This window comes from Modestobacter italicus (assembly GCF_019799965.1).
GTDB classification, from domain to species: Bacteria; Actinomycetota; Actinomycetes; order Mycobacteriales; family Geodermatophilaceae; genus Modestobacter; species Modestobacter italicus_A.
On record NZ_JABGCJ010000007.1, the window covers coordinates 245,122 to 272,103 of the forward strand.

The 26,982-nt window shown below is 74.7% G+C and carries 20 protein-coding genes; 13 read left to right on the forward strand and 7 right to left on the reverse strand.

The genetic code is table 11. The features are described 5' to 3' along the window. Positions 1-240: 240 nt before the first annotated feature. Both HLA93_RS17725 and HLA93_RS17730 read left to right on the forward strand, forming a co-directional pair. Entirely contained in the window at positions 241-786 is a 546-nt protein-coding gene (locus HLA93_RS17725; protein ID WP_222195736.1) for a hypothetical protein, read from the forward strand. After that, positions 783-2,243: a LamG-like jellyroll fold domain-containing protein gene (locus HLA93_RS17730; RefSeq protein ID WP_222195737.1), complete on the forward strand. Its 1,461-nt coding sequence runs from the start codon at positions 783-785 to the stop codon at positions 2,241-2,243. Before HLA93_RS17725 ends, HLA93_RS17730 begins: the two co-directional genes overlap by 4 nt. 12 nt (positions 2,244-2,255) lie before the next feature. On the opposite strand, the gene HLA93_RS17735 is transcribed toward HLA93_RS17730, so the two are convergent. Continuing rightward, a complete protein-coding gene (locus HLA93_RS17735; protein WP_222195738.1) occupies positions 2,256-4,025 on the reverse strand; it encodes a helicase in 1,770 nt (589 codons plus the stop codon). A 95-nt stretch (positions 4,026-4,120) separates the two neighbouring features. On the opposite strand from HLA93_RS17735, the gene HLA93_RS17740 reads away from it, so the two are divergent. Genes HLA93_RS17740 through HLA93_RS17755 form a run of 4 tightly spaced genes read left to right on the forward strand, consistent with a single transcriptional unit; the run spans position 4,121 to position 8,017 of the window. Continuing rightward, positions 4,121-4,963 carry an alpha/beta fold hydrolase gene (locus HLA93_RS17740; protein WP_222195739.1) on the forward strand — a complete coding sequence of 281 codons (843 nt, stop codon included), beginning with the start codon at positions 4,121-4,123 and terminating at the stop codon, positions 4,961-4,963. Continuing rightward, positions 4,960-6,684: a 5,6-dimethylbenzimidazole synthase gene (bluB, locus tag HLA93_RS17745; RefSeq protein ID WP_222195740.1), complete on the forward strand. Its 1,725-nt coding sequence runs from the start codon at positions 4,960-4,962 to the stop codon at positions 6,682-6,684. The genes HLA93_RS17740 and bluB overlap by 4 nt, the downstream gene beginning before the upstream one ends. A gap of 32 nt (positions 6,685-6,716) precedes the next feature. Then, complete coding sequence (locus HLA93_RS17750) at positions 6,717-7,598, forward strand: helix-turn-helix domain-containing protein (RefSeq protein ID WP_222195741.1); 882 nt, start codon at positions 6,717-6,719, stop codon at positions 7,596-7,598. 5 nt (positions 7,599-7,603) lie between these two features. Beyond that, on the forward strand, positions 7,604-8,017 hold the full coding sequence (locus tag HLA93_RS17755; RefSeq protein WP_222195742.1) for a VOC family protein: 414 nt from the start codon (positions 7,604-7,606) through the stop codon (positions 8,015-8,017). A 113-nt stretch (positions 8,018-8,130) separates the two neighbouring features. On the opposite strand, the gene HLA93_RS17760 is transcribed toward HLA93_RS17755, so the two are convergent. Then, a complete protein-coding gene (locus tag HLA93_RS17760; RefSeq protein WP_222195743.1) occupies positions 8,131-11,409 on the reverse strand; it encodes a DEAD/DEAH box helicase in 3,279 nt (1,092 codons plus the stop codon). A 76-nt stretch (positions 11,410-11,485) separates the two neighbouring features. Here HLA93_RS17760 and pgm point away from each other — a divergent pair, with 76 nt between their 5' ends. Next, the gene (pgm, locus tag HLA93_RS17765) at positions 11,486-13,117 is read left to right on the forward strand and encodes a phosphoglucomutase (alpha-D-glucose-1,6-bisphosphate-dependent) (RefSeq protein ID WP_222195744.1); all 1,632 of its coding nucleotides are present in this window, start codon (positions 11,486-11,488) and stop codon (positions 13,115-13,117) included. A 1-nt stretch (position 13,118) separates the two neighbouring features. On the opposite strand, the gene HLA93_RS21670 is transcribed toward pgm, so the two are convergent. The 5 genes from HLA93_RS21670 to HLA93_RS17790 all read right to left on the reverse strand — a co-directional run bounded on the left by HLA93_RS21670 (position 13,119) and on the right by HLA93_RS17790 (position 19,042). Continuing rightward, positions 13,119-14,132, reverse strand: a complete 1,014-nt coding sequence (locus tag HLA93_RS21670) for a methyl-accepting chemotaxis protein (protein ID WP_308128216.1) — start codon at positions 14,130-14,132, stop codon at positions 13,119-13,121. A 188-nt stretch (positions 14,133-14,320) separates the two neighbouring features. Then, the gene (gene glpK / locus HLA93_RS17775; protein ID WP_222195745.1) at positions 14,321-15,838 is read right to left on the reverse strand and encodes a glycerol kinase GlpK; all 1,518 of its coding nucleotides are present in this window, start codon (positions 15,836-15,838) and stop codon (positions 14,321-14,323) included. A 61-nt stretch (positions 15,839-15,899) separates the two neighbouring features. Then, positions 15,900-16,637: an MIP/aquaporin family protein gene (locus tag HLA93_RS17780; protein ID WP_308128217.1), complete on the reverse strand. Its 738-nt coding sequence runs from the start codon at positions 16,635-16,637 to the stop codon at positions 15,900-15,902. A gap of 181 nt (positions 16,638-16,818) precedes the next feature. Then, a complete protein-coding gene (gene glpK / locus HLA93_RS17785; protein ID WP_222195747.1) occupies positions 16,819-18,321 on the reverse strand; it encodes a glycerol kinase GlpK in 1,503 nt (500 codons plus the stop codon). Next, positions 18,314-19,042: an IclR family transcriptional regulator gene (locus HLA93_RS17790; protein WP_308128218.1), complete on the reverse strand. Its 729-nt coding sequence runs from the start codon at positions 19,040-19,042 to the stop codon at positions 18,314-18,316. The genes glpK (HLA93_RS17785) and HLA93_RS17790 overlap by 8 nt, the downstream gene beginning before the upstream one ends. A gap of 207 nt (positions 19,043-19,249) precedes the next feature. On the opposite strand from HLA93_RS17790, the gene HLA93_RS17795 reads away from it, so the two are divergent. The 6 genes from HLA93_RS17795 (at position 19,250) to HLA93_RS17820 (ending at position 26,981) form a co-directional block, all read left to right on the forward strand. Further along, positions 19,250-20,980, forward strand: a complete 1,731-nt coding sequence (locus tag HLA93_RS17795) for a glycerol-3-phosphate dehydrogenase/oxidase (protein ID WP_222195749.1) — start codon at positions 19,250-19,252, stop codon at positions 20,978-20,980. 137 nt (positions 20,981-21,117) lie between these two features. Further along, positions 21,118-21,744 (forward strand): TetR/AcrR family transcriptional regulator, encoded by a 627-nt coding sequence (locus tag HLA93_RS17800; RefSeq protein WP_222195750.1) that lies wholly within the window; start codon positions 21,118-21,120, stop codon positions 21,742-21,744. Between the two features lie 23 nt (positions 21,745-21,767). Beyond that, positions 21,768-24,008 carry an MMPL family transporter gene (locus HLA93_RS17805; RefSeq protein WP_222195751.1) on the forward strand — a complete coding sequence of 747 codons (2,241 nt, stop codon included), beginning with the start codon at positions 21,768-21,770 and terminating at the stop codon, positions 24,006-24,008. Between the two features lie 33 nt (positions 24,009-24,041). Then, positions 24,042-25,130: a M20 family metallopeptidase gene (locus tag HLA93_RS17810; RefSeq protein WP_222195752.1), complete on the forward strand. Its 1,089-nt coding sequence runs from the start codon at positions 24,042-24,044 to the stop codon at positions 25,128-25,130. Further along, positions 25,127-26,002, forward strand: a complete 876-nt coding sequence (locus HLA93_RS17815; RefSeq protein ID WP_222195753.1) for an alpha/beta fold hydrolase — start codon at positions 25,127-25,129, stop codon at positions 26,000-26,002. The genes HLA93_RS17810 and HLA93_RS17815 overlap by 4 nt, the downstream gene beginning before the upstream one ends. A 10-nt stretch (positions 26,003-26,012) precedes the next feature. Continuing rightward, on the forward strand, positions 26,013-26,981 hold the full coding sequence (locus HLA93_RS17820) for a hydroxymethylglutaryl-CoA lyase (RefSeq protein WP_246626917.1): 969 nt from the start codon (positions 26,013-26,015) through the stop codon (positions 26,979-26,981). Position 26,982: the final 1 nt, after the last annotated feature.

Consider the following 26,982-nt stretch of genomic DNA (forward strand, 5'->3'; position numbering starts at 1 on the left):
CCTGGGGCGGACGCTGGGTCACCGGGCCACTCGGCGAGCTGTCATCCCGGCGACGATCCCGTCACCCAGCGGAGTGACTCGGTGACCATGCGTCTTCTACTGGCGTCTCCTGAGCCCTAGCGTCCAGGGCTCCGAGGTGGCCTCAGCCGGCCGACCTCACCGGAGTCCCGGAGAGAGCCAGGCATGACGAGGGTGCGCCCCCGCCGTCCCAGCCGTCGCGCGGCGCGACGGGGCGTCGTCGTGTCCGCAGCAGGTGCCCTGGCGCTGGCGACGGCGCTGGTGTGGCAGTCGGCCTACGCGGGGTTCACCGACACCACCGCGGCCGTTCCGCTGCCCACCGTGACCACCGGGACGGTCGCCCTGTCCGATGACGCGGGGGGCACCCTGTTCACGGTTTCGGGCCTGAAGCGAGGAGACTCCGGGACCCGGTGCATCTCCGTGACCTCCACCGGCACCGTGCCGGCAGGCATCCGGATGTACGCAACCGGGCGCTCGGACACCAACGGCCTGGCCAGCGCACTCCGGCTGACCGTCCGGATCGGCACCGGCGGGGGCTACGCCGACTGTGCAGGCTTCCGGTCGAACGCCTCGGTGTACGACGGCACCCTGGCGGCCTTCCCCACCGACAGATGGGCAGACGGCCTGGGCACCTGGACGACGTCGGGCGATCCGGCCGGTGAGCAGCGGACCTACGAGATCACCTACAGCCTCCCGGTCAACACCCAGGGCACGGTGCAGAGCGGGTCGGCGACGGTCACCTTCGTCTGGGAGGCCCAGTCCCGATGAGCCCTCTCCCGATCGACGTCTCCCCGGACCCGATGCCCGGGACCACCTCCTGGCGACAGACCCGGACGGCGCTCGTCGCGACGGTGCTGGCACGCACCGTGCTGGGCGCCCTGGTGCTGCTGGTCCTGGTCACGGTGCTGCCGGCCGTCGCCGGCTGGCAGTCCACCGTGGTGCTCTCCGGCTCGATGGTGCCGGGCGTGCAGCCCGGTGACGTCGCGGTGGTGCGGCCGGTGGACACCGACAGGCTGCAGCCTGGGCAGGTGCTCCTGGTCGACGACCCGGACCTGCCCGGCGCCCTGCGGCTGCACCGGCTGGTGGCGATCGAGGACGGCGGCCTGCGCCTGCAGGGCGATGCCAACCCTCAGCCGGACGGTTCCCTGGTGAGCCCGTCGGCCGTGCACGGGGTGGGGACCCTCCGCCTCCCCGGCCTCGGGCTGCCGGTCCTCTGGGCCGCTGAGGGGCGCTGGCTGCCGGTGGCCGGGACGGCGTTCGGCCTGGCCGGCCTGATCGGGCTCGCGGTGCTGCACCGGAGCTCGTCGGCCGCTCCGGCCGGCGGCCCCGCCGACCCGACCCAGCGGACCGGCGCGGACACCCCACCGCGGCGGCGTCCGATGAGCCGGCGAGTGCGTCGGGCAGCTCGCGGCGGCCTGGCCTTGGGCGCCGTCGGTCTGCTGGTGACCGGGCTGCCCGGGACCTCGGGCGCGGTGTTCACGGCCAGCACCGCCAACCACGTCAACACCTTCAGTGTCGAGCGGCCCCCCACCTGTACGTCGGTCGCCTCCGCTGCACCCGGGTACTTCGGCTTCCAGGAGGCCGGCGGGACCGTCGCCCGCAACAGCGGGACTGCCGGCAGCTACGTCAACGGCACCTACAGCGGCGGGCCGACGCCGGTCACCTCCGGGCCGCCGAAGTGCGCCCCCGACGGCACCCGGGCGATGCGCTTCGACGGCGTCGACGACCAGATGTACACGTCCTACGCGATGGCCGACCCGCAGACGTTCACGGTGCAGCTGTGGTTCGCCACCACTGCCTGGAACGGGGGGAAGCTGATCGGCTTCGGCACCGGTGCCAACGGCAGTGCGTCCGGTCAGCACGACCGGCACGTGTACATGACCAACTCCGGCAAGCTCACCTTCGGTGTCTACAGCGGCGCGGTCGAGACGGTGACCACCGAGCGGTCGTACAACGACGGGGCCTGGCACCTGATGACGGCGACCTTCTCACCCACCACCGGCCTCCGGCTCTACGTGGACGGCGTGCTGCAGAAGGAGCGCAGGTCGACGACGAGCGCGGAGCCGTACACCGGGTACTGGCGGGTCGGCTACGACACGATCAGCGCCTCCTGGCCGGCCGAGCCGCGCAGTGACCACTTCGCCGGCTCGATCGCGCACGTCAGCCTCTACCTGTCCGTCCTCACGCCCGACGAGGTCGCCCGGCAGTACGCCGTCGGCGGCTGAGCTCCGGGCCCGTCAGTCGCTGCCGGTGAGCGACTGAGCCGGCAGCCAGTCGGCGTCGAGCAGCTCGGCGATCTGCTGCAGGCCGGCGGTGTCGCCCCCGGCGGTCGAGCCGGTGACCGCCAACCGCTCCACCATCACCCGGGCGACGTCCTCCTCCACCGTGTCCTGGGCGAACGCCACCCGCCACGGCGAGACCTGGTGGTCGCGGTGCGTGCGGCCGGTGACCTGCCGGGCGGCGATGCCGGAGAACCTCGGCTGGTGGAACAGCCCCACCCGCGGCGTCGTCGACGCAGTGCGCCCACCGGGCAGCACCTCACCGGCGTGCAGGCTGATCGAGGCGGTCACGGTGAACACGCACACCGGCGCCTCGCCGGTCTGGAAGCGCAGCCGCTCGGCCTCCACGTCGAAGCGGTCCCGGCCGTAGATCGAGGCGACCGCCACCCCGCCGTCCAGCAGGGCCTCGCGGATCGGGTCGGCGGCGGTCTCGACGAACTCGACGGAGACCGCCACCTGCCGGTCGGCCTCCACCTGGGCCCTGACCCAGTCGACCGTGGCCTGCGCGCGGATCAGGCCGGCCTTCTGCCGGAACCGCAACAGCGCGGCCCGGCCGCGGGCGGTCTCCCGCTTGCGGCGGGCCAGCTGCATCTCCGCCCGGAACTCCGACCACTCGGCCTCGTACTGCGCCCGCTCGGCCGGGGTCAGCTCTACGGGCGTGCCGGTGACCGACACCGGCCCCCAGGGCGCGGGGCGGTGCAGCGTGGCCGGCGGGTCGGTGTCGGCCAGCCAGCTGCGCAGCCGGGCCAGGTCGGCCCGTCGCTCCTCGGCGTCCTCGGTCCAGCTCCAGCCGTACCGGGCACGTTCCACGTGGAACCCGTGCGCGGCCAGCCGGCTGGGCAGGTCGGCCCAGTCCTTCAGCGGCTCGCCGTGCACGGCGGCGAAGTGCGGGGCGAGGTAGGGCAGCTCCAGCGGGGTGTGTGCCGGGGTCGCGGTGGCCAGCAGCACGTAGGGCGCGTCCTTGACCCGGCCGGCGCCGGAGACCGCCTTCCAGTGCTTCCAGCGCTGGGTCGTGGTGTGCCGCACCATGTGCGCCTCGTCGGCGATCACCACGTCGAACCGCGCGCCGGTCGCCTTGGTCAGCCCGGCCACCTTGCCCAGCCGGTCCCAGGTCGTGACGCACCAGCGCAGGCCACTGTCGTCGAACGCCGCGATCGAGCGGGCCCAGTGCGGCACGGTGATGGCGGCCGGCCGGTCGGCGACGACCAGCACGGTGCGCACCGGGCGCTGCTGGTCCGCCCGGCGCGCGGCGATCTGGCCGACCGCCAGGACGGCGGTGCCGGTCTTGCCCACCCCCGGGTCGTCGCCGAGCAGGAACATCCGCCCGCCCGCGGCTTCGTGCGCGGCGATGACCGCCGACCCGGTCAGCTGCTCGGCCCGCGGCGTCATCGGCCGGACGGCGGGGAGGGGGCGCGGCTCGGCGTTCAGCTCGTCCTCGACGAAGCGCTCGAAGCCGTACGGCGGCGGGTCGTACGGAACCAGGGCGGCGGGCAGCTCCCGGCCGACGTACACGTGCGCCGACAGCCCGGCGTGCCAGCTGGCCCCCGGCGCCGGGGCGCGGAACGGCACGGCGAGCACCCAGACCCGCTCCCCCGGTCCGGCCTGCGGCAGCTCGGCGGCCGCCTTCGGGGCCCTGCGGGGTGCGGCCTTCCGCGGGGCGGCCTTCCGAGTCGTCGTGGTCGTGCTCCTGCGGGTCGAACTGGTGGAGCGCCGGCGGCGTCCGGGCACGAGGGACCTCCTGGGGCGGCCGTCGGGGTGCCCCGACGCTAACCGCGGGGACCGACGGTCGAGGGGAGCGACATCGGGTCTGGTGGGATGAGGGCATGACCGACGCGATCCGGCTGGCGGCCCGCACGCTCGGCACCACCGGGCCCCGGGTGGTGTTCGTGCACGGCCTGTTCGGTCAGGGCCGGAACTGGACGACGATCGCGAAGGCGCTCGCCGAGGACGGGCACCGGGTGACCCTGCTCGACCTGCCCAACCACGGGCACTCGCCGTGGACCGACCGGGTCGACTACGGCGACATGGCCGAGTTCGTCGCCGCCGAGCTGGCCCTGCTCGGCGACCCGGTGACCCTGGTCGGGCACTCGATGGGCGGCAAGGTGGCGATGCAGCTCGCGCTGCGCCGGCCCGAGCTGCTGCGTGCCCTCGTCGTCGTCGACATCGCCCCGACCGACTACCCCGAGACCGGCGGCCGCACCGACGACCCCGACGAGGAGGCCTCCCCCTTCGCCGCGTTCATCGCCGCCATGCAGGCGATGGACCTCGACGCGCTGGAGACCCGCGAGGACGCCGACCAGGCGCTGCGCCAGGCCGTGCCCAGCACGATGGTGCGGTCGTTCCTGCTGCAGAGCCTGGTCCGGGACGGCGTCGGGGCCGGTCAGGGCTGGCGGTGGCGGCTGAACCTGGAGACGCTGGCCCGCGACCTCGGCGAACTGCGCCGCTTCCCCGACCCGCCGGCCGGGGCCACCTTCGACGGCCCGGTGCTGTGGATCGCCGGGGCGAACTCGACCTACGTGCTGGAGGAGGACCGGCCACGGATGGACGAGCTGTTCCCCACCACCCGGCTGGTGCGGGTGAAGAACGCCGGGCACTGGGTGCACTCCGAGCAGCCCGAGGTCTTCCTGGAGACGGTGCGCCGGTTCCTGGCGCAGGTGGAGGGATGACCTGGCCCCGGCCGGTGCCGCTGATCGGCGACGGCACCGCGGCGTCCGAACGGGCCGCCGACCCCACCGGCTGGGCGCTGCCGGCCGACGACCGGGCCGGGCTGTACCGGACGATCGAGGCCCGGCGGGACATCCGCCGGTACCGCCCCGACCCGGTGCCCGACGAGGTGCTCACCCGGGTGCTCACCGCCGCCCACCAGGCCCCGTCGGTGGGGCACAGCCAGCCGTGGCGGTTCGTCGTGGTCACCGACGCCGGGGTGCGGGACACCGCCGCCGTGCTCACCGACCGCGAGCGGCTGCGCCAGGCCGCCCAGCTGGAGCCGGACGCCGCAGCCCGGCTGCTGGACCTGCAGCTGGCCGGCGTCCGGGAGGCACCGCTGGGCGTCGTCGTCTGCTGCGACCGGCGGACGCCGGCGGCCGGGGTGCTGGGCCGGGCCACCTTCCCCGACGCCGACCTGTGGAGCTGCGCCGCCGCGATCCAGAACCTGTGGCTGGCCGCCCGTGCGGAGGGCCTGGGTCTGGGCTGGGTGACGTTGTTCCGCCCCGACGAGCTGGCTGACCTCCTCGGGCTGCCCGACGGCGTGGTCACCCTGGGCTGGCTGTGCCTCGGCTGGCCGGACGAGCGGCCACCCGCGCCCGGCCTGGAGCGGGCCGCGTGGTCGCGCCGGCAGCCACTGGCTGACGTCGTCCTCACGGACCGCTGGCCGGCCGGGGACGTCGCCGCGCCCCCGTCCCGGCTGCGCGCGCCGGGGCCCGCGGCCGTGGTCGGTGCCCGGGACGCCGCCGACCGGCTGCTCACCCCGCCCGGGTCGCTGGGGCTGCTCGACCGCGCGGTCGACCGCGCGGTCGCGCTGGGGCGCGGCGAACTGACCGGTGGCGTCCTGGTGCTGGCCGCCGCCGACCACCCGGTCGCCGCCCGCGGCGTGTCGGCGTACCCGGTGTCCACCACCCGGGACGTCGTCACGGCGGCGGTCGCCGGGGAGGCGCTGGGGGCGACGGCCGCCCGGTCGGCCGGGCTGGACGTCGTCGTGGTGGACGCCGGGGTCGTCGGGCCGCCGGTGCCCGGCGCGGTGCCGGCGCGTGCCGCGGGCGAGCGCGGTGACCTGGTGGACGCCGCCGCGCTCACTCCCGCCGACACGGAGCAACTGGTCGCCGCCGGTCGCCGGCTGGGTGCCGAGCACGGCGCCGCCACCGGGCTGGTGGCGCTCGGGGAGGTCGGCGTCGGGAACACCACCGTCGCCGCTGCGCTGGCCGCCGCGTTGTTGCACGTGGAACCGGACCTCGTCACCGGCCTGGGCGCCGGGGTGGACGCGGCGATGCTGGATCGCAAGCGCGCGGTGGTGGCCGCGGCGCTCGGGCGGGCCGGCAGCGGCCTCGACCCGATGCGCGCACTCGGCGAGCTGGGCGGTCCCGAGTTCGCGGTGCTCGCCGGGGTGGCGCTCGGCGCGGCCGAGGCCGGGGCGGTCGTGGTCGTGGACGGGTTCGCCACCTCGGTGGCCGCGCTGGTCGCCGTCGGCCTGGAGCCGGCGGTGCAGTCGTCGCTGGTCGCCGGGCAGCGCAGCCGGGAGCGGGGCCACGAGGCGGTGCTGCACGCGCTGGGCTGCGAGCCGCTGCTGGACCTGCGGCTGCGCGCCGGTGAGGGCGTCGGGGCGGTGCTCGCGGCCGGGCTGCTGCGGCAGGGGCTGGCGATGCGAAGGGGAACGGCGCGCGTCGACCGCTAGGCACCGGGCAGCCGGCGGGACATCCTGGGCCGGTGCTGGCGGAGTCGGTGGTGCACCGTCCCCCGCCCGCGCTGCGCCCGTTCGTCGCCGAGGTGGTCGGCTACCGGCACGAGGGGCTCACCCCAGGACTGCACCGGGGGCTGCCCTCACCGCACCTCACCCTGGTGCTGACCCTGGACGAGCCACTGGTCATGGCCGCCCACCCGGACCCCGGCCAGGCCGCCAGTGCCCACGACGCGCTGGTCGGTGGGCTGCACACCGCCCCGGCGCTGATCGCCACCGGCAACCGGCAGTTCGGCGTCCAGCTGTCGCTGACCCCGCTGGGGGCCCGCGCGCTCCTCGGCATGCCCGCGGGCGCCCTGGCGTCGCTGGACGTCGAGCTCGCCGACCTGCTGGGCCCGGCGGCCGGCGAGCTGCTGGACCGGCTGCGGACCGCGGCCGACTGGCCGGGCCGGTTCGCCGCGCTCGACGCCGCGCTGCCCCGGTTGCTGCCCGACCGTCTCGCGTTCCCGGCCCCCGAGCTCACCGAGGCCTGGGCGCTGACGACCCGGGCCGCCGGCCGCCTCGGGGTCGCGGCGATCGCGGCGCGGGTCGGCTGGTCCGACCGGTACCTGCGGCAGCGGTTCACCGCCGAGTTCGGCCTGACCCCCAAGGAGGCCGCCCGGGTGGCCCGCTTCTCGGTCGCCCGGCGGCGGCTGGCCGCAGCGGTGGCCCGGGGGCGGGCACCCGACCTGGCCGTCCTCGCAGCCGCGCACGGCTACGCCGACCAGTCGCACCTGACCCGCGAGTGGCGCGCACTGGCCGGGCTGCCCCCGCGCCGCTGGCTGGCGGCCGAGCACCAGCTGCTCCGCCCGGACACCGACGATCTGCTCCGATACGTCCAAGACGGCCGGACGCCGGTGTCGGCACCCTGAGCGCCATGACCGACACCGCTCCCCCGCCCACCGTCTGGCCCGCCTTCCGCGCCCGGGACGCCCGCGGGGTCATCCGCTTCCTGGTCGACGTACTCGGCTTCACCGAGACGGCCGTCTACGCCGACGGCGACACCCTGGCCCACGCCCAGCTGGACTGGCCACCCGGCGGAGGCGTGATGCTCGGCTCGGTGCGCGACGTGCCCGACGACCCGTGGCCCGCGCGGCCCGGCACCGCCGCCGCCTACCTGGTCACCGACGACGCGGCCGGGGTGTACGCCCGGGTGCTCGGCGCCGGAGCCGACGTCGTCCAGCCGCTCCACGACACCGATCACGGCGGGCAGGAGTTCGCCGTTCGGGACCCGGAGGGCAACCTGTGGAGCGTCGGCACCTACCGCGGCGAACCGCGGCAGGTCAGCTGAGCGGTGCCGGTGGCTCCGGGAGGGTTGAGCCGCTCCGCCTGACGTGGAGCCGTGCCGTGACGCGGCTCTACGTCAGGTGACGCGGCTTGACCCGGTAGACAGCACCACCCGGCTCAGCCGAACAGGCCCCGGACGTCGTCGGCGGTCAGGGCGCCGGAGGCCAGGGCGCCGTCGTCGACGACCTGCTCGAACAGCGCCTGCTTGCGGGCCTTGAGCTCCATCACCTTCTCCTCGATCGTGCCCACGGCCACCAGCCGGTAGACGATCACCGTCTTGTCCTGGCCGATCCGGTGCGCCCGGTCGACCGCCTGCGCCTCGCTCGCCGGGTTCCACCACGGGTCGAGCACGAAGACGTAGTCGGCCTCGGTGAGGGTGAGCCCGAAGCCGCCGGCCTTGAGGCTGATCAGGAACACCGGCGCCGTCCCGGTGCGGAACTGTTCGATCGCGGCGTCCCGGTCCCGGGTGCGGCCGTCCAGGTAGACCCAGTCGATGCCCTCGGCGGTCAGCCGGTCGCGGATGCCGCGCAGGAAGCGGGTGAACTGGCTGAACACCAGCACCCGGTGGCCCTCGGCGACGACCTCGCGCAGGTGCTCCAGGAAGGCGTCGGCCTTGCTGGAGCGCACGTCGGCGTAGGCCGGGTCGACCAGCACCGGGTCGAGGCTCAGCTGCCGGAGCAGGGTCAGCGACCGGAAGATCGTCATCCGGTTCTTCTGCATGTCGTCCACCAGCCCGAGGACCTTGCTGCGCTCCCGCTGCAGGTGGGTCTGGTACAGCTTCTCGTGCCGCGGGTTGAGCACGACCTCGAGCACCTGCTCCTGCTTGGGCGGCAGCTCGGCGGCGACCATCTCCTTGGTCCGCCGGCGCATCAGCGGGCGGATCCGCCGGCGCAGCACGGCCAGCTTCCCCGCGTCGCCGTCCCGCTCGATGGGGATGCGGTAGGCCTCGGTGAACCGCTCCGGGTCGGGGAAGAGCCCCGGCGCGACGATCGACATCAGCGCCCAGATGTCCATGACGCTGTTCTCCAGCGGGGTGCCGGTCAGGGCCAGCTTCACCGGCGCCGGCAGGCGGCGGGCGCACTGGTAGGTGCGGGCCCGGTGGTTCTTCACGAACTGCGCCTCGTCCAGCACCAGCGCGCGCCACGGCATCGACGTCCAGGCGTCCTCGTCGATCCGGAACAGGGCGTAGGAGGTGACGACGACGTGGGCGCCGGCCACCTGCTCCTCCAGCGCCGTGCCGCGCTTGCGCTCGGTCTCCTCGACCGTGACCACCCGCAGGCCGGGAGCGAACCGGGTCGCCTCCCGCGCCCAGGTGGAGACCACGCTCGTCGGCGCCACCACCAGCGCCGGGGCGTCGTCCAGGTCGCCGGCCTCGTGCGCGCGCACCAGCAGTGCGAGGGTCTGCAGCGTCTTGCCCAGCCCCATGTCGTCGGCGAGCACCCCGCCCAGCCGGTGGTCCCAGAGGAACGCCAGCCAGCCGTACCCCTCGTGCTGGTAGGGCCGCAGCTCGGCGGCCAGCCCGGCCGGCACCGGCGGTGGCTCGGCGTGCTCGGCGTCGATCAGCCCGCGCACCTCACGGGTCCAGCGCTCGCTCTGCTCCTCGACCACGCCGAGCCCGAGCAGCTGCTCCCACAGCCCGGCCTGGAAGCGGCTCACCTTCACCCCGTCGCCGGGCACGTCCTGCAGCGCTCGTGCCTCCTCGATCAGCAGCCGGAGCTGCTCGAACTCCGGCCGCTGCAGGGAGAACCAGGTGCCGCTGATCAGCGCCAGCCGGGTGCGCCCGGCGGCGAGCGCCTGGAACAGGGTGGCGAAGGGGACGTGCTGGCCGTCCACGGTGACGCTGACCCCGAGGTCGAACCAGTCGGACTCCCGGCTGTCCCGGGCGGTGAAGCTGATCTCCGGCGCCGATGTGCTCTGCCGGTAGTCCGTCGGGGTGCCCAGCACGGTGACGTCGACGTCCGGGGCGGCGTGCAGCTCGGGCAGCACCTCGGTGGTGAACTCCAGCGCCTCCATCCCGGTCAGCTCGACCTCCTCGGCGAGCCGGCGCTCCGTCGTCCAGAGCTCGGGCAGCCCACCGACGGGGCCGGGCAGCGCCTCGACCAGCAGCTGTTCGGCGGCCGGGTCACGGCCGTCGCCCGGGCCGGTCGACTGTCCCAGGGCGAACGAGCGCTCCGGGCCGTAGTGCACCGACCAGCGCACGCAGACCGTCGCGTCGCCGGGGAAGCGGACCTCGACGGCCAGCCGCGGGGGTGCCACCTCAGGCAGCGGCACCGAGCCGTCGGCGGAGATGACCGGCACCGCCTTGCGCAGCCCCGGGTACCAGTCGCGCAGGAACCGGTCGACGTCGCCGGCCGGGATGCCGATCACCCCGCCGCGCGCCACCAGCCCGGCCAGCGCCGGTGGCGCGGGGGCGTCCAGCCGGGCCAGCACCAGGCCGGGGGCGCCGTCCGGTGCCTGGTCCCGGCTGGGCCCGTCGACGGTCACGCCGTGCGGGGGCATGCCGAGGAAGGAGATCAGCCGGGGGTCCACCGGGCGGCCGTCCACCCGCAGGACGGCGGAGAGCTCCGTGCGGTCCGCGCCGTGCTTGAGGTCGATCGCGACGTCGGCGTCGGCGTCGGCCAGCAGCACCGGTCGGGGCGGCCGCTCGGCGGTCAGCAGCGGGACGCCGTCGGCCACCGCCTCGCGCAGCAGCCGCCACAGCCCCGGGCCGAACTCGTGCAGGTAGACGTCGACCGGGGCGTAGGACCAGTACTGGTTGCGCGCCGCCTGGTGGGTGGCGTGCAGCGCGCGCATCGCGGCCACGTGCGCCGGGTCCCAGCCGGTGCGGCTGTTGTCGTACTGCAGCTGCTTCCAGGTCACCCCGGTGCGCACCCACTGGCCGCGCTTGCCCGGCACCACCGGCCGCAGCCGGACCAGCCGCTGCCGGGTGCCCGGCGCGGCCACCGAGCTGCGGCCGCGCCCGGGTTCAGGCTCGACCAGCTCGAACTGCAGGCCGATCGGCACCGCGGCGCGCGGCGCCCGGTCCGCGGCGGCGGTGACCAGCTCCTCGAGCTCCTGCTCCCAGCTCCGGACGGCGGGTCCCCGGGCCGCCGACGCCCGCTGGAGGAGCGGGCGCAGCGACAGCAGGACGGCGACGGCGTGCTTGCAGTCGTCGCCCACCGGGCAGGTGCAGGCGCCGGCCCAGGGCACCCGGCCGCCGTCGGTGCGCACCACGACCGTCCGGTAGGGCTCGGGCCCGCTGCCCTGGACCAGCCCGGTGAGCCGGCGCGCGTCGTCGGAGTGCCGGACGTCGAGGACGGCCCGGGCGACGTAGGGCCGGGCCCGCTCGAGCACCTCCGGCCCGACGGCGTCCCGCAGGGCCTCGTCGGTGACCATCTCCTGCCAGTCCCCGAGCACCCGATCAGGCTACGGCGGGGCACCGACAGGGCGGCCCGGGTCGCGGTTCCCGGTGGCTCGGCGCGAAGATCAACGCATGAGCTCCGACCGCGCCGGCCAGCCGGCCCAGCCCTCCGACCTGGTCGACGTCCCGCACCTGGTCACCGCCTACTACACGGTCGAGCCGGATCCGGCCGACGTGGCGCAGCAGGTGGTGTTCGGCACGTCGGGGCACCGCGGGTCGGCGCTGGACGGCGCGTTCAACGAGGCGCACATCCTGGCCACCACCCAGGCGATCTGCGAGTACCGCGCCCAGCAGGGGTACGACGGCCCGCTGTTCATCGGCCGGGACACCCACGGGCTGAGCGAGCCGGCCTGGGTCAGCGCGCTGGAGGTGCTCGCTGCCAACGAGGTCACCGTGCTCGTCGACGCCGCCGATCGGTACACGCCCACCCCGGCGGTCAGCCACGCCATTTTCACCGCCAACCGCGGGAAGACCAGCGGGCTGGCCGACGGCATCGTCATCACCCCCTCGCACAACCCGCCCCGGGACGGCGGCTTCAAGTACAACCCGCCGTCCGGTGGCCCGGCCGACACCGACGCCACCGGCTGGATCGCGAAGCGGGCCAACGAGCTGCTGGCCGCCGGCCTGGATGGCGTGCGGCGCATCCCGTTCGCCCGGGCCCGGGCCGCGGCGAAGTCCTACGACTTCCTCGGCAGCTACGTCGACGACCTGCCGAACGTGCTCGACCTGGACGCCGTCCGGGCCGCCGGGGTGCGGATCGGCGCCGACCCGCTGGGTGGGGCGAGCGTCGACTACTGGGGCGCGATCGCCGAGCGGCACCGGCTCGACCTCACCGTGGTCAACCCGCTGGTGGACCCGACCTGGCGGTTCATGACGCTGGACTGGGACGGCAAGATCCGGATGGACTGCTCCTCCCCCTCGGCGATGGCCTCGCTGATCGGCGCGAAGGACGAGTTCCAGATCGCCACCGGCAACGACGCCGACGCCGACCGGCACGGCATCGTCACCCCCGACGGCGGGCTGATGAACCCCAACCACTTCCTGGCCGTGGCGATCTCCTACCTGTTCACCCACCGCGAGGGCTGGGGCGCCGAGACGGCGGTGGGCAAGACGCTGGTGTCGTCGTCGCTGATCGACCGGGTCGTCGCCGACCTCGGTCGGCGGCTGATCGAGGTGCCGGTCGGGTTCAAGTGGTTCGTGCCCGGCCTGCTCGACGGGTCGGTCGGCTTCGGTGGTGAGGAGTCGGCCGGGGCGTCCTTCCTCCGCCGCGACGGCGGGGTGTGGACGACGGACAAGGACGGCATCCTGCTCGCCCTGCTGGCCTCGGAGATCCAGGCCGTGACCGGCAGCTCACCGTCGCAGCTGCATGCGTCACTGACGGAAAAGTTCGGTGCGTCGGCCTACGCCCGGGTCGATGCCGCGGCCACCCGGGAGGAGAAGGCCGCGCTCGGCAAGCTCTCCCCGGAGGCGGTCACCGCCACCGAGCTGGCCGGTGAGCCGATCACCGCGAAGCTGACCAAGGCGCCCGGCAACGGCGCCGCGATCGGCGGGCTCAAGGTCACCACCGAGAACGCCTGGTTCGCCGCCCGCCCGTCCGGCACCGAGGACGTCTACAAGGTCTACGCCGAGTCGTTCAAGGGCGCCGACCACCTCGCCCAGGTCCAGGAAGAGGCCAAGGCCGTCGTCTCCGCCGCCCTGGCCTGACCTACCGCTCCTGGATCAGGCAGCCGTACCAGCCGAGGCCCTGGTAGGTCTCGTAGCCGGGGGTGCGGGCGAAGCCGATGGTGCGGCCGCCGTCGAGGTAGGCGCCCGAGGTCTCGCCGTCGGTGCGCAGCTCCAGCCGCTCGGTGAGCACCCCCGCACCGTCGGAGGCGGCGAGCACCAGGCCGGTGGCGTCCAGCAGCAGCGCGCGGGTGGTGGCCCGCTCGTCATCGGCCAGCCGCAGCCCGTCGAGGATGGCGCGGGTCTGCGGAGCCCAGTCGAAGAAGACGCCGAGCGCGCCGATCGCCTCGCCGTCGGTCTGCCCGCCCCGTCGGACGGCGGTGGCGTAGGTGGCCACGGTGGAGCCGAGGGCCGCCGACGCGGTGACGTCCTGGACGGCGTAGGCGTCCCCGTCGGGGGTGGCCACGGCGTCGCGGAACCAGCGCTGGCCGCTGACGTCGCTGCCGACGACACCGGGCCAGCGGTCCGGTGCGGCGTTGGCCAGCACCCGGCCGGTGGCGTCGGTGATCCAGAGGTCCAGGTAGACGGTGTAGTTGCGCAGGATGACGCCGAGCCGCTGGGTGACCGTGGTCAGCGCCTGGGGGTCGAAGGAGGTGACCGCGTCGACGACGGCGGCGTCGGTGGCCCACCAGCGGACGTCGCAGGTGCGCTCGTAGAGGTTGCGGTCGACCAGCTCGATCGCGTTCAGCGCCAGGTCGGCCAGCCGCTGCCCGCGCACCTGGGACACCAGCCGGGCACCGAGGTCGCGCAGCTCGGCGACGGTCGGCCCGAGCTCCTCGGACAACCCTGTGCTGATCGCGGCGGCGCGCTCGGCGATCTGCTTGACCTCCTCGGCCACCACCGCGAAGCCCCGGCCGGCCTCGCCGGCGCGCGCTGCCTCGACGAGCGCGTTGAGGGCCAGCATCCGGGTCATCCGGGCGATGGTGTCGAGGTCGCGCAATCGGGACGACGACTGCGCGTCGACCGCCTCGGCCAGGGCGACCACTCTCTCCGGCACCGCAGCTCCGCTCGTCCGTGCAGACCGGTCGGGCCCGGCCGGCAACCTGCTCCCGCACCTTGGAGAGTCGGCGCGTGGCAGCGGTTGTCCAGCCGGGCCCGATGACGTTCGCGTTTCCAGGGGCTCACGCGTACGCGCAGGTCAGACGTCACCTGGGGGCCAAAGTCGCGACTTCGGCCCCCAGGTCCTCAGACGACGTCCTCGTCGACCCAGTCGAGGGACTTGGTGACGGCCTTCTGCCAGTTGCGGTAGTTGCGCTCCCGCTCGTCGGCGGCCATCTGCGGGTCCCAGCGCTTGTCCTCGGCCCACTTGGCGGTGAGCTCGTCCAGGTCGGACCAGAAGCCGACGGCGAGCCCGGCCGCGTAGGCCGCGCCCAGCGCCGTCGTCTCGGCGATCTTCGGCCGGATCACCGGGACGCCGAGCAGGTCGGCCTGGAACTGCATGAGCAGTTCGTTGCCGACCATGCCGCCGTCCACCCGCAGCTCGGTGAGGTCGACCCCGGAGTCGGCGTTCATCGCGTCGAGCACCTCGCGGGTCTGGTACGCGGTGGCCTCCAGGACGGCGCGGGCGAGGTGGCCCTTGTTGACGAACCGGGTGAGCCCGACGACGGCGCCGCGGGCGTCCGAGCGCCAGTGCGGGGCGAACAGGCCGGAGAACGCCGGCACGAAGTACGCGCCGCCGTTGTCGTCGACCGAGCGGGCCAGGTCCTCGATCTCCGGGGCGCTCTTGATCATGCCCAGGTTGTCCCGGACCCACTGGACCAGTGAGCCGGTGACCGCGATCGAGCCCTCCAGCGCGTACACCGGCTTGGCGTCGCCGAGCTGGTAGCACAGCGTGGTGAGCAGGCCGTTCTGCGACGGGACGGCCTCCTCGCCGGTGTTGAGCAGCATGAAGTTGCCGGTGCCGTAGGTGTTCTTGGCCATGCCCTTGGTGAAGCAGACCTGGCCGAACGTCGCCGCCTGCTGGTCGCCCAGCGACCCGGCGATCGGCACCCCGGCCAGGAAGCCGGCCTTGCGGCCCTTGCCGTACTCCTCGGAGTTCGACCGGATCTCCGGGAGCATCGACATCGGGATGCCCATCTCCGCGGCGATGTCGGCGTCCCAGGCGAGCTCCCGGTAGTCCATCAGCATGGTGCGGGAGGCGTTGGAGACGTCGGTGAGGTGCAGGCCGCCGTCGGCCCCGCCGGTCATGTTCCAGATCAGCCAGGAGTCGATGGTGCCCATGAGCAGGTCGCCGCGCTCGGCCTTCTCCCGCGCACCGTCGACGTTGTCCAGGATCCAGCGGACCTTGGGGCCGGCGAAGTAGGTGGCCAGCGGGAGGCCGACCTTGTCCTTGTAGCGGTCGGCGCCGCCGCCGAGGGCGCCGAGCTCCTCGATGATCTTCGTCGTCCGGGTGTCCTGCCAGACGATCGCGTTGTAGACCGGCCGGCCGGTGTTCTTGTCCCACACCACCGCGGTCTCCCGCTGGTTGGTGATGCCGACGGCGACGATGTCGGAGTTGCTGGCGTTGCCCCGGGCGAGAGCCTGCGCGACCACCTCGCGGGTGTTGTTCCAGATCTCCGTCGCGTCGTGCTCGACCCACCCGGCGCGCGGGAAGATCTGCTGGTGCTCCTTCTGACCGACGGAGACGACGGCGCCGTCGTGGTCGAACAGCATGCAGCGCGTGCTGGTGGTGCCCTGGTCGATGGCGGCTACGTACTGGGCCATGGGGGTTCCTCCTGGAGACGGAGGGGCCGGAGTCGCGACTTCGGCCCCCGAGGGGGTCGGGTCAGAGGTTGACGTGGGACAGCGCGCCGGCGAGCACGGCGCCGATGAGCGGGCCGACGATCGGCACCCAGGCGTAGCCCCAGTTGCTGCCGCCCTTGCCGCGGATCGGCAGCACGGCGTGGGCGATGCGCGGGCCCAGGTCGCGGGCGGGGTTGATGGCGTAGCCGGTGGGGCCGCCGAGCGAGGCGCCGATGCCGACGACGAGCAGGGCGACGGCCAGCGGGCCGAGCTCGGTGGGGGTGTCCCCGAACCGCAGGATGATGTAGACGAGCACGAAGGTGCCGACCACCTCGGTGAGCACGTTGTCCTTCACCGTGCCGGTGGCCGGCCCGGTGGCGAACGTGCCCAGCTGGGTGCCGGCGGCCTCCGGGTCGTTGTAGTGCCCGTAGTACGCGAAATACGCCACGACCGCGCCGAGGAAGGCACCCACCAGTTGCCCGGCGAAGTACGCGAGCGTGCTGCCAACAGTGATGGGAATCCCGGGCGCATATGTGTCTGCGTCGCTGACGAGCAGGCCCACGGTGACGGCCGGGTTGATGTGCGCTCCGGAAGTCGCGCCGGCGAAGACGCCGGCGAAGACCGCGAGCCCCCAGCCGAAGATGACGACGATCCAGCCGCCACCGTTGCCGAAGGTCTTGGGCAACGCGACGTTGGCGACCACGCCGACGCCCAGCAGGATCAGGATCCCGGTGCCGAGTACTTCACTCCCGAAGACGGTCCACAGACCGACGGTGTCCACGTGTAGGCGCTCCTCGCAACGGGCCCGCAGCTCTGCGGACCGTGGGTGGGTCCGGTCGGCCCTGTGGTGGCGATCACCTCGGGCCGGCCTGTGCGAGGACGGTAGGAGCCGGGTGTGAGCCGGACAACACGCCGGGTCCGACATCGTCGGACAGACGTTGGTGACGGTGGGTCACCACCGGTCAGGGAGCACCCCAGGCGATGCTCAGCTCCACCGCCCGCTCCCACCGCGGGTACTCCGCGGTGAGCGCCAGCGAGCGCACCGGGGACGGCGTCCACTGGGCCGCGCGGTGCCAGTTCCGGCGGAGCGCCTCCACGTCGGACCACACGCCGACGGTCAGCCCCGCCGCATAGGCGGCCCCCAGCGACACGGTCTCCCCCACCATCGGGCGCACCACCGGGGTGTCCAGGGCGTCGGCGACGAACTGCATCAGCAGGTTGTTGGTGGTCATCCCGCCGTCCACCCGCAGCGCCGGCAGGGACAGCCCGGAGTCCGCGGCCATCGCCTGGACGACGTCCCGGGTCTGCCAGCCGGTGGCCTCCAGCACCGCCCGGGCCAGGTGTCCCTTGGTGACGTAGGAGGTGAGCCCGGCGACCAGGCCGCGTGCCTCGCCCCGCCAGTGCGGGGCGAGCAGCCCGGAGAACGCGGGGACGACGTAGCAGCCGCCGTTGTCGGCGACGGTGCGGGCCAGCGTCTCCACCTCGGCCGCCGAGCTGATCAGCCCGAGCCCGTCGCGCAGCCACTGCACGAGCGCCCCGGCGACGGCCACCGAGCCCTCCAGCGCGTAGTGCACCGGCTCCCCGGTGAGCTGGTAGGCGACCGTGCTGATCGAGCCCGACCGGGTGTGCACCAGCTCGGTGCCGGTGTTCTGCAGGAGGAAGCTGCCGGTGCCGTAGGTGCACTTGGCCTCGCCGGGGGCGAAGCAGGCCTGCCCGAACAGCGCCGCCTGCTGGTCACCCAGCGCACCGGCGATCGGCAGCTGCGGCGACAGCGCCGTGGCGAGCCCCAGGACGCCGACCGACGGGCGGATCTCCGGCAGCATCGCCGCCGGGATGTCGAAGAAGGCCAGCAGGTCGGGGTCCCAGCGGCAGCTGCGCACGTCCATCAGCAGCGTGCGGCTGGCGTTGGTCACGTCGGTGACGTGCACCCCGCCGTCCGGCCCGCCGGTGAGGTTCCAGATCAGCCAGGTCTCCATCGTGCCGAACAGCAGCTCGCCCCGTTCGGCGCGCTCCCGGGCACGGGGCACGTGGTCGAGGATCCAGCGCAGCCGCGGCCCGGAGAAGTAGCCGGCGATCGCCATCCCGCTGCGCTCGGCCACCAGGTCCGCGTCGGGGCGGGCGGCCAGCTCGGCGACCAGGTCGGCGGTGCGGGTGTCCTGCCAGACCAGCGCGCGGGTGACCGGCCGGCCGGTGGCGCGGTCCCAGACGACGGTGGTCTCCCGCTGGTTGGCGATGCCCAGGGCGACCACCTCGCCGGCCGCGGGCAGGTCGGCGAGCACCTGGGTGGCGGTGCGCTGGGTGTTCGCCCAGATCTCCATCGGGTCGTGCTCGACCCAGCCCGGCTTCGGGAAGTACTGCCGGTGCTCCCGCTGCCGGACGGCGACCATCCGGCCACCCCGGTCGAACACCAGCGACCGGGTGGACGTCGTCCCCTGGTCGACGGCGAGCACGTACCGGTCAGCCACCGCCGGCCCCCAGCTCCCGGGAGACGCCCGCGGCGGCGTCGGTGACCATGCCGACCAGCAGGGCCCGCGGGGCGCCCCGGCCGTCGAACAGCGAGCTCACCGGCCCGTTGATGCCCAGCGCCGCGACGACCAGGCCGCCGTGGGCGCGCACCGGGGCGGCGATGCAGCCCCGCCCCGGCTGGTGCTCCCCCCGCTCGACGGCCCACCCGCGGGCGCGGACCTCGGCCAGGTCGGCCGCCGCCGCACCGGCCGCCGTCCGCGGTGCCCGGCGGCCGAGGGAGTGCGCGAGCAGCACCCGGCCCAGCGCGGTGCTGCGGGCCGGCAGCGTGCTGCCGACGTCGAGCACCTGCGCGGAGTCGTCGGGCCGGAAGACGTGGTGGACGACGACGACCTCGTCGTCCCCGGCGAGGGTGACCAGCCGGACCGCCTGGCCGCTGCGCGCGGCCAGCGCGTCGGCCCAGTTCGACGAGCGGGCGCGCAGCTCGTTGACGTCCAGGTGGCTGCCCAGCCGGAGCAGCCCGGCGCCCACGGCGTAGTGGCCGGTGGCCCGGTCCTGCTCGACGAAGCCGACGTGCAGCAGCGTGCGCAGCAGGCTGTGCGCGGTGGTCTTGGCCAGCCCGACCGCCTCGGCGATGTCGGTGACCCCGAGCGTGCCACCGGAGGCCGCGACGACCTGCAGGATCGCGGCGGCCCGCTCGATCGACTGCACGGTGCCCGGCACGGCGCCCGACGCTAGGCCATCGGACCGGCCTGTGGCGGTCCCCCGGCCGTACGACGTCGTCGTACCGGGTGAGACCGCGCGTACGACCATGTCAGACAGCTCGCGTCGACGGGCCGACCGCGACCGACCTACCGTGGTCCCGGACGTGTGAACGGCAGCACATCGCCGGCCGGCACGTCGCAGCGGCAGCCACACCGAGGAGTTCGCATGACGGCAGTACGCCCGCTCGGACCCGACCAGCGCGCCCAGTCCTGGGCCGAGCTGGTCAAGGGCGAGTTCGAGGTCCTGGTCATCGGCGGTGGGGTGACCGGCGCGGGCGTCGCGCTGGACGCCGCCACCCGCGGCCTGCGGACGGCGTTGGTCGAGGCCCGCGACTTCGCCAGCGGCACCTCCTCCCGCTCCTCCAAGCTCTTCCACGGCGGGCTGCGCTACCTGGAACAGTTCGACTTCGGGCTGGTCCGCGAGGCGCTGCACGAGCGCGACCTGTCGGTGAACCGGATCGCCCCGCACCTGGTCAAGCCGGTGCCGTTCCTCTACCCGCTGACCCACCGCGGCTGGGAGCGGCCCTACGTCACCGCCGGCCTGGCGCTCTACGACGGGCTGGCCCGCTTCGGGGCGCTGTCGGAGCCGATGCCGGGGCAGAAGCACCTCACCCGCACCGGCGCCCGGCGGATGTTCCCCGCACTGAAGCCCGATGCGCTGGTCGGCGCGGTCCGCTACTACGACGCGCAGGCCGACGACGCCCGGCACACCCTGACCGTGGCGCTGACGGCCGCCGCCTACGGCGCCACCGTGCTGAACTCCGCCGAGGTCGTCGCCTTCAACCACGCCGGTGGCCGGGTCGTCGGCGTCCGGGTGCGCGACGTGGAGACCGGGGAGGAGGTCGACGTCCGCAGCGAGGTGGTGGTCAACGCCACCGGCGTGTGGACCGACGACATCCAGACCCTGGTCGGCGGCCGCGGGCGGTTCCACGTGCGGGCCAGCAAGGGCGTGCACATCGTCGTCCCACGCGACCGGATCAACGGCGAGGCCGGGCTGATCCTGCGCACCGAGAAGTCGGTGCTGTTCGTCATCCCCTGGGGCAGCCACTGGATCGTCGGGACCACCGACACCGACTGGGAGCTGGACAAGGCGCACCCGGCGGCGTCGAAGGCCGACATCGACTACATCCTCGAGCACGTCAACCGGGTGCTCGCCGTGCCGCTGACCCACGACGACATCACCGGTGTCTACGCCGGGCTGCGCCCACTGCTGTCCGGGGACAGCGAGATGACCAGCCAGCTGTCCCGTGAGCACGCGGTGGCCCGCCCGATGCCCGGCGTGATCGCGGTGGCCGGCGGCAAGTACACGACCTACCGGCCGATGGCGGCCGATGCCGTGGACGCGGTCGCCGAGGACGTGACCCGCACGGTGCCGCCGAGCGTCACCGAGAACATCCCGCTCGTCGGCGCCGAGGGCTACGCGGCGATGGTCAACTCCCTGGACGGGCTGTCCGAGCGGTGGGGCATCCCGCGGTTCCGCGCCGAGCACCTGATCAACCGGTTCGGCTCGCTGACCCCCGAGGTGCTGGCGCTGGCCGCCGACGCCCCCGAGCTGCTCGAGCCGGTGCCCGGTGCCGAGGAGTACCTGATGGTGGAGATGGTGTGGAGTTGCGTGCGCGAGGGCGCGCTGCACCTGGACGACCTGCTGGCCCGGCGCACCCGGATCTCCATCGAGACCGCGCACCGCGGCGTCGACTCCGCCGAGCCGGTCGCCCGGGCCGTCGCCTCGGTGCTCGGCTGGGACGAGGCACGGATCACCAGCGAGGTGGAGAGCTACCGGGCCCGGGTGGAGGCCGAGCGCCGCTCGCAGGAGGCCGCCGACGACCAGGAGGCCGACGCCGCCCGGGTCGCCGCCCCGGACACCCGCGCCGTCGCCGTGGGCCGCGCCCTCGGCTGATCCGAGCGCACCCGACCGAGGCCGTCGTCCCCTGACCGGGGGCGGCGGCCTCGTCGCATCTCCGGCCCCGGAGGCAACGGACGTCACACCCGTCTCGAGTTCTCGATGCACTGGTGTATCCAATACAGTCCTGCATCGTGACCGCCACGGACCTCGACCGGCCCAAGCGCCGTCGTGAGGTCACCGTGGAGCTCCTGCTGGACGCCGCCCTGGAGACCTTCGCCGAGCAGGGCTTCGCCGCCGCGAGCGTCGAGGACATCTGCCGCCGCGGTGGCTTCAGCCGCGGCGCCTTCTACTCCAGCTTCCGCACCAAGGACGAGCTGTTCGAGGCGCTGATGACCCGGGAGGTCGACCGCGACCTCACCCGGGTCGCCGAGCTGCTCACCGGCCTGGCCGACGAGCCCGACCCGCTCGCTGCCGCCGTCGACCGGGTGCTCGGTGCCTTCCGGTGCGACCGCACCTGGGCGCTGGTGGTCAGCGAGTACACGCTGCACGCCGCCCGGAACCCCGAGGCCGCCGAGGTGCTGCGCCGGCACGACGACCAGGTCGGCAGCCGGCTGGCCGAGCTGGTCGACCGGATGGCCGCCGAGGCCGGGCTGGCCTTCGCGCTGCCGGCCGCCGACCTCATCGGCGCGGCCACCGCACTGCTGACCGGGTTCAACGCCATGTCGCTCACCGCGCACGGCGACCTCGAGCCCCTGCGCCGCACCGCCCTGCTCTCGCTCGTCCGCGGCGCGGTGTCGACCGCTCCGCCCACCCCCTGACCCGGCCCGATCCAGGAGAACCGATGTCCACCCTGCTCTACCGGCTGGGCCGCGCGGCCTACCGCCGTCGCGTGCTCTTCACCGCCGCCTGGGTGGCGGTGCTGGGGATCGTCGTCGCCCTCTTCCTGACCATCGGCGGGGAGTTCGACGACGAGTTCACCATCCCCGGCTCGGAGTCCCAGGCCGCCCTCGACCGGCTCGACGAGGTCTCCCAGGCGGCGGCGGGAGCGAGCGCCCAGCTGGTGTTCATCGCCCCCGAGGGCGCCACGGTCGCCGACCCGCAGTACGCGGCGGCGATCGGGGAGACGGTCGCCGCGGCCGGGCAGGTCGACCAGGTCGCCGCCGTCCAGGACCCCTTCACCACCCAGTCGATCAGCCCGGACGGGCGCGCGGCGCTGGCTCCGGTGCAGTACGCGGTGCAGGCCGACGGGCTGGGCGAGAACGCGCTCGAGGAGCTGCAGGCCGCCACCACCGCGGCGACCGAGGCCGGCATGGAGGTCGAGGTCGGCGGCGGTGCCTTCGCCACCGGTGCGGTCACCGTCGGCCCGCTGGAGCTCGTCGGCGTCCTGGTCGCCGTCCTGGTGCTGGTCATCACCTTCGGCTCGCTGCTCGCCGCCGGGATGAACCTGCTGACCGCGCTGGTCGGGGTGGCCATCGGGCTCACCGGGCTGCTGGCGATGTCCGGGGTGATCACGCTGTCCTCGACCGCCCCCACCCTGGCGTTGATGATCGGCCTGGCGGTCGGGATCGACTACACGCTGTTCATCCTGTCCCGGCACCGCTCCCAGCTGGCCGCCGGGATGGACCCGGAGGAGTCGGCCGGGCGGGCCGCCGGCACCGCCGGCTCCGCCGTCGTCTTCGCCGGCCTGACCGTGATCATCGCGCTGTCCGGCCTCGCGGTCGTCGGCATCCCCTTCCTCACCGTGATGGGCCTGGGCGCCGCCGGCACCGTGCTGGTCGCCGTCCTGGTCGCGCTCACCCTGCTGCCCGCGCTGCTCGGCTTCGCCGGCGCCCGGCTGGTGCCCAAGCCCGGGTCCCGCGCCGCCCGCCGCGAGCAGGCGCTCGCCGAGCACGCCGGCACCCCGGCGCGCACCGGTGGCGCCCGCTGGGCCGCGTTCGTCACCCGCCGCCCGCTGCTCACCGTGCTGGTCACCGTCGTCGGCCTGCTGGTGGTCGCGATCCCGGCGCTGCAGCTGCGGCTGGCCCTGCCCGACGCCAGCACCGCGCCCGAGGAGAGCACCACCCGCCAGGCCTACGACGCGGTCAGCGAGTTCTTCGGCCCCGGGCTCAACGGCCCGCTCATCGTCTTCCTCGACGGCCTGGACCCGGCGACCGCCGAGCAGACCGCCAACGAGGCCGCCGCGGCGATCGGCGGCACCCCGACCGGCCAGCCCGGCGAGTTCACCGGCGGGCTGGACGACGTGGCCTACGCCGCCCCGCAGCTGCTCGCCGACGGCACCGCCGCGATCGTCCAGGTGGTGCCGGAGAGCGGCCCGCAGGACGAGGCCACCACCCAGCTGGTCGCCGACCTGCGCGAGCTCGGCGACGACCTGGTGTCCGACACCGGCGCCGACGTCACCGTCACCGGGCAGACCGCGGTCGCCATCGACGTCTCCGACCGGCTGGCCGGCGCGCTGCTGCCGTTCACCCTGGTCGTGGTCGGCCTGGCGCTGGTCCTGCTGCTGCTGGTCTTCCGCTCCGTCCTGGTGCCGATCAAGGCCGCGCTGGGCTTCCTGCTCTCGGTGGCCGCCTCGTTCGGCGCCGTGGTCGCCGTCTTCCAGTGGGGCTGGCTGATGGACCTCTTCGGCGTGCCGGCCACCGGCCCGGTGATCAGCTTCATGCCGATCCTGCTGATGGCCGTGCTCTTCGGCCTGGCGATGGACTACGAGGTCTTCCTGGTCTCCCGGATGCGCGAGGAGTTCGTGCACGGCGGCGCGCCGCGGGAGTCGGTCGTCGCCGGCATGCGGCACGCGTCGCGGGTCGTCGTCGCCGCCGCGCTGATCATGTTCTCGGTGTTCGGCAGCTTCGTGACCATCGAGGACGTCACGGTCAAGGCGATCGCCTTCGGCCTGGCCGTCGGCGTGCTGGTGGACGCCTTCGTCGTCCGGATGACGCTGGTGCCGGCGGTGCTCGCGCTGCTGGGCCGCTCGGCCTGGTGGCTGCCGCGCTGGCTGGACCGGGCGCTGCCCGACCTGGACGTCGAGGGCGCGAAGCTGAGCCGCACGGTCGAGACCGAGCGCACCCCGGAGCCGGTCGCCGGCTGAGCGCGGGGCAGGGGTGCGGGCCATGATCGGCCCATGAGCGCCCCTGCCCCGGACGTCGTCGGCCTGCTGCGCGAGCTGGTCGCCACCCCCACCGTCTCCGGCGACGCCGCCGCCCAGCGCGGCGTGCTCGGCACGGTCACCGACGTGCTGACCGCCGCCGCCCCGCACCTGCGGGTGCAGTCCGGCACCGACGCCGACCAGCCCTGGACGCTGCTCACCTCCCCCACCGACCCGGCGCGGCCCCGGCTGCTGGTGGCCTGCCACGTCGACACCGTGCCGGCCGCCGAGCCGGGCAGCTGGCAGCGCGACCCGTTCGGGGCCGAGCTGGACGACGGCCGGGTCTGGGGCCGGGGCGGTTCGGACATGAAGGCCGGCGTCGTGGCCGCGGTCGCCGCGCTCGCCGGTGCGGACCCGGGGACGCCGGTCGCGCTGCTGCTCACCAGCGACGAGGAGATCGGCTCCCGGGGCGCCGCCGCCGCGGCCGCCGCGGTGGCCGACCTGAGCGTCGGCGCCGTCGTCGTCCCGGAGGCGACCGGCAACCGGGTGGTGCTGGGCCACCGCGGCGCGCTGTGGCTGGCCGTGCGGGCCCGCGGTGTCGCCGCCCACGGCAGCACTCCCGAGCGCGGGCACAACGCGCTGCTGGACCTGGTCGCGGTCCTCGGCCGGGCCGGTGAGGAGCTGCCGCTGGCCAGCGAGCCGTTCCTGGGCACCGAGACCTGGAACCCCGGCGTGCTGCGCAGCGGCACGGTGCCCAACGTCGTCCCGGACCGGGCCGAGGCGGTGATCGACCAGCGCACCGTCGGCGGGGGTGGCGCGCTGCTGGACTGGTGGCGCGCACAGCCGGAGGTGGCCGAGGTGGACGTGCTGGTCGACCTCGCCCCGGTGCGCACCGACCGCGACGACCCGTGGGTGGCCGCCCTGCCGGCGGGGGTCGAACCTGCCCCGGCCACCTACTTCACCGACGCCTCGGTGCTCCGCCCGGTCGTGGGACCGGCCCCGATCGTGGTCTGGGGCCCGGGCACGCCGGCGGTGATGCACGCGGTGGACGAGTACGTCGAGGTCGTCGAGGTGCAGCAGGCGGCGGCCGCCTTCACCGACGTGCTCACCCGCTGGCCGGCATGACGACGTTCCACGTGGAACCGGGCTGGGTGGCCGAGCACGTGGCGGTGGCAGCCGGGGTGGCCCTGTACTCCGCCCGCACCGCCGGGCCGGCCGACCGCACGCTGCTGGTGGTGCACGGCGGACCGGACTGGGACGGCAGCTATCTCCGGGACCCCCTCGACCGGCTGGCGCCCGCCCACCGGGTGGTGGTCCCGGACCTGCGGGGCTGCGGGCGGTCGACCACCGGCCTGCCGCCGGGCGCCTGCACGCCGGACGCGGTGGTCGGGGACCTGGTCACCCTCGTCGACGTCCTGGGCGGTGGGCCGGTCGACGTCCTCGGCTTCTCCTGGGGCGGGCTGATCGCCCAGCGGCTGGCCGACGCGGCGCCGGACCGGGTCCGGCGGCTGGTGCTCGCCTCGACCAGCGTGCTCCCGGTGGACGAGGCGCAGTTCGGGGACTGGCCGGAGCGGACCCGCCGCCGGGCGGCCGAAGCGGCTGTCTGGGCGGATCCGGCCCGGGCGGGTCCGGCGCTCGCCCGGGCCGCGGCGCTGGCCGGTGCGCCGGCGAACGTCTGGCGGGCCGAGGCGCTGCCCGGCTGGCTCGACCGCCTGGCCGCGGTGCGGTTCTCCGGCGACTGGCTCGCCGCCTGGCGGGCCACCGGGGCGCTGCCCTCGCCCCGGCTGCCCGACCCGGTCGCGCGGCTGGCGGCCACCGGCACGCCGGTCCTGCTGCTGCACGGGCGGCAGGACATGGTGTTCCCGGCCGCGCTGGCCGAAGAGGCGGCGGCCCGGCTGCCCGACGCCCGGTCCGTGCTGGTCGAGGAGGCCGGGCACATGGCCCACGTGGACCAGCCGGAGCCGTGGCTCGCCGCCGTCCGGGAGTTCCTCGGCTGAACGGGGCATCATGCTCAGCGACGACGGCGAGGAGGCCGATGTGAACGAGTTCGACCTGGTGCTGCCCACGGCCGTGGACGTGCGGGAGGTGGGCATGCGCGACGGCCTCCAGCTGGAGGACCCGCTGCCGCTGGCCGACAAGCTGGCCATGCTCGAGGCCCTGGTGGCCACCGGCGTCCGCCGGATCGAGGTGACCTCCTTCGTCTCCCCGAATGCCGTGCCCGCGCTGGCCGACGCCGACCAGGTCGCCGCCGAGCTGCACCGCTTCGACGGGGTGCACTTCTCCGCGCTGGTCGCCAACCCCCGCGGCGCGGTGCGGGCGGTCGACGCCGGCATCGCCCACCTGGAGTACGTCGTCTCCGCCGCCGACTCGCACAGCCGCGCCAACGCCGGCCGCAGCACCGCCGAGGCGGTGGGCGCGGTCGCCGAGATCGCCGAGCTCGCCCACGGCGCCGGCGGCTCGCTCGAGGTCATCGTCGCCACCGCCTGGGACTGCCCCTTCGACGGCCGCACCCCGGTGGCCCGCACCGTCGACGTCACCCGGGCCGCGGTCACCGCCGGGGCCGACCAGCTCTGCCTGGGCGACACCATCGGCACCACGACGCCCCTGCGGGTGGTCCGGCTGATCGACGAGGTCCGCCGCGCCTGCCCCGGCACGCCGCTGGGCGTGCACTTCCACGACACCCGCGGCACCGGCCAGGCCAACGCCCTCGCCGCGCTGCAGGCCGGCATCACCCAGCTCGACGCCTCCGTCGGTGGTCTCGGCGGCTGCCCGTTCGCGCCGGGCGCCAGCGGCAACATCGCCACCGAGGAGCTCGTCTACTGGCTGGCCGACGCCGACGTCGCCACCGGCATCGACCTCGACGCCGTGCTGGCCGCGGCGGCGGTCACCGAACGGGCGGTCGGCCACGAGCTGCCCAGCTCCCTGTACCGGGCCGGCGGGCGCAACCAGCCGCGGGGTGCCGTCGTCCCGGCGTGAC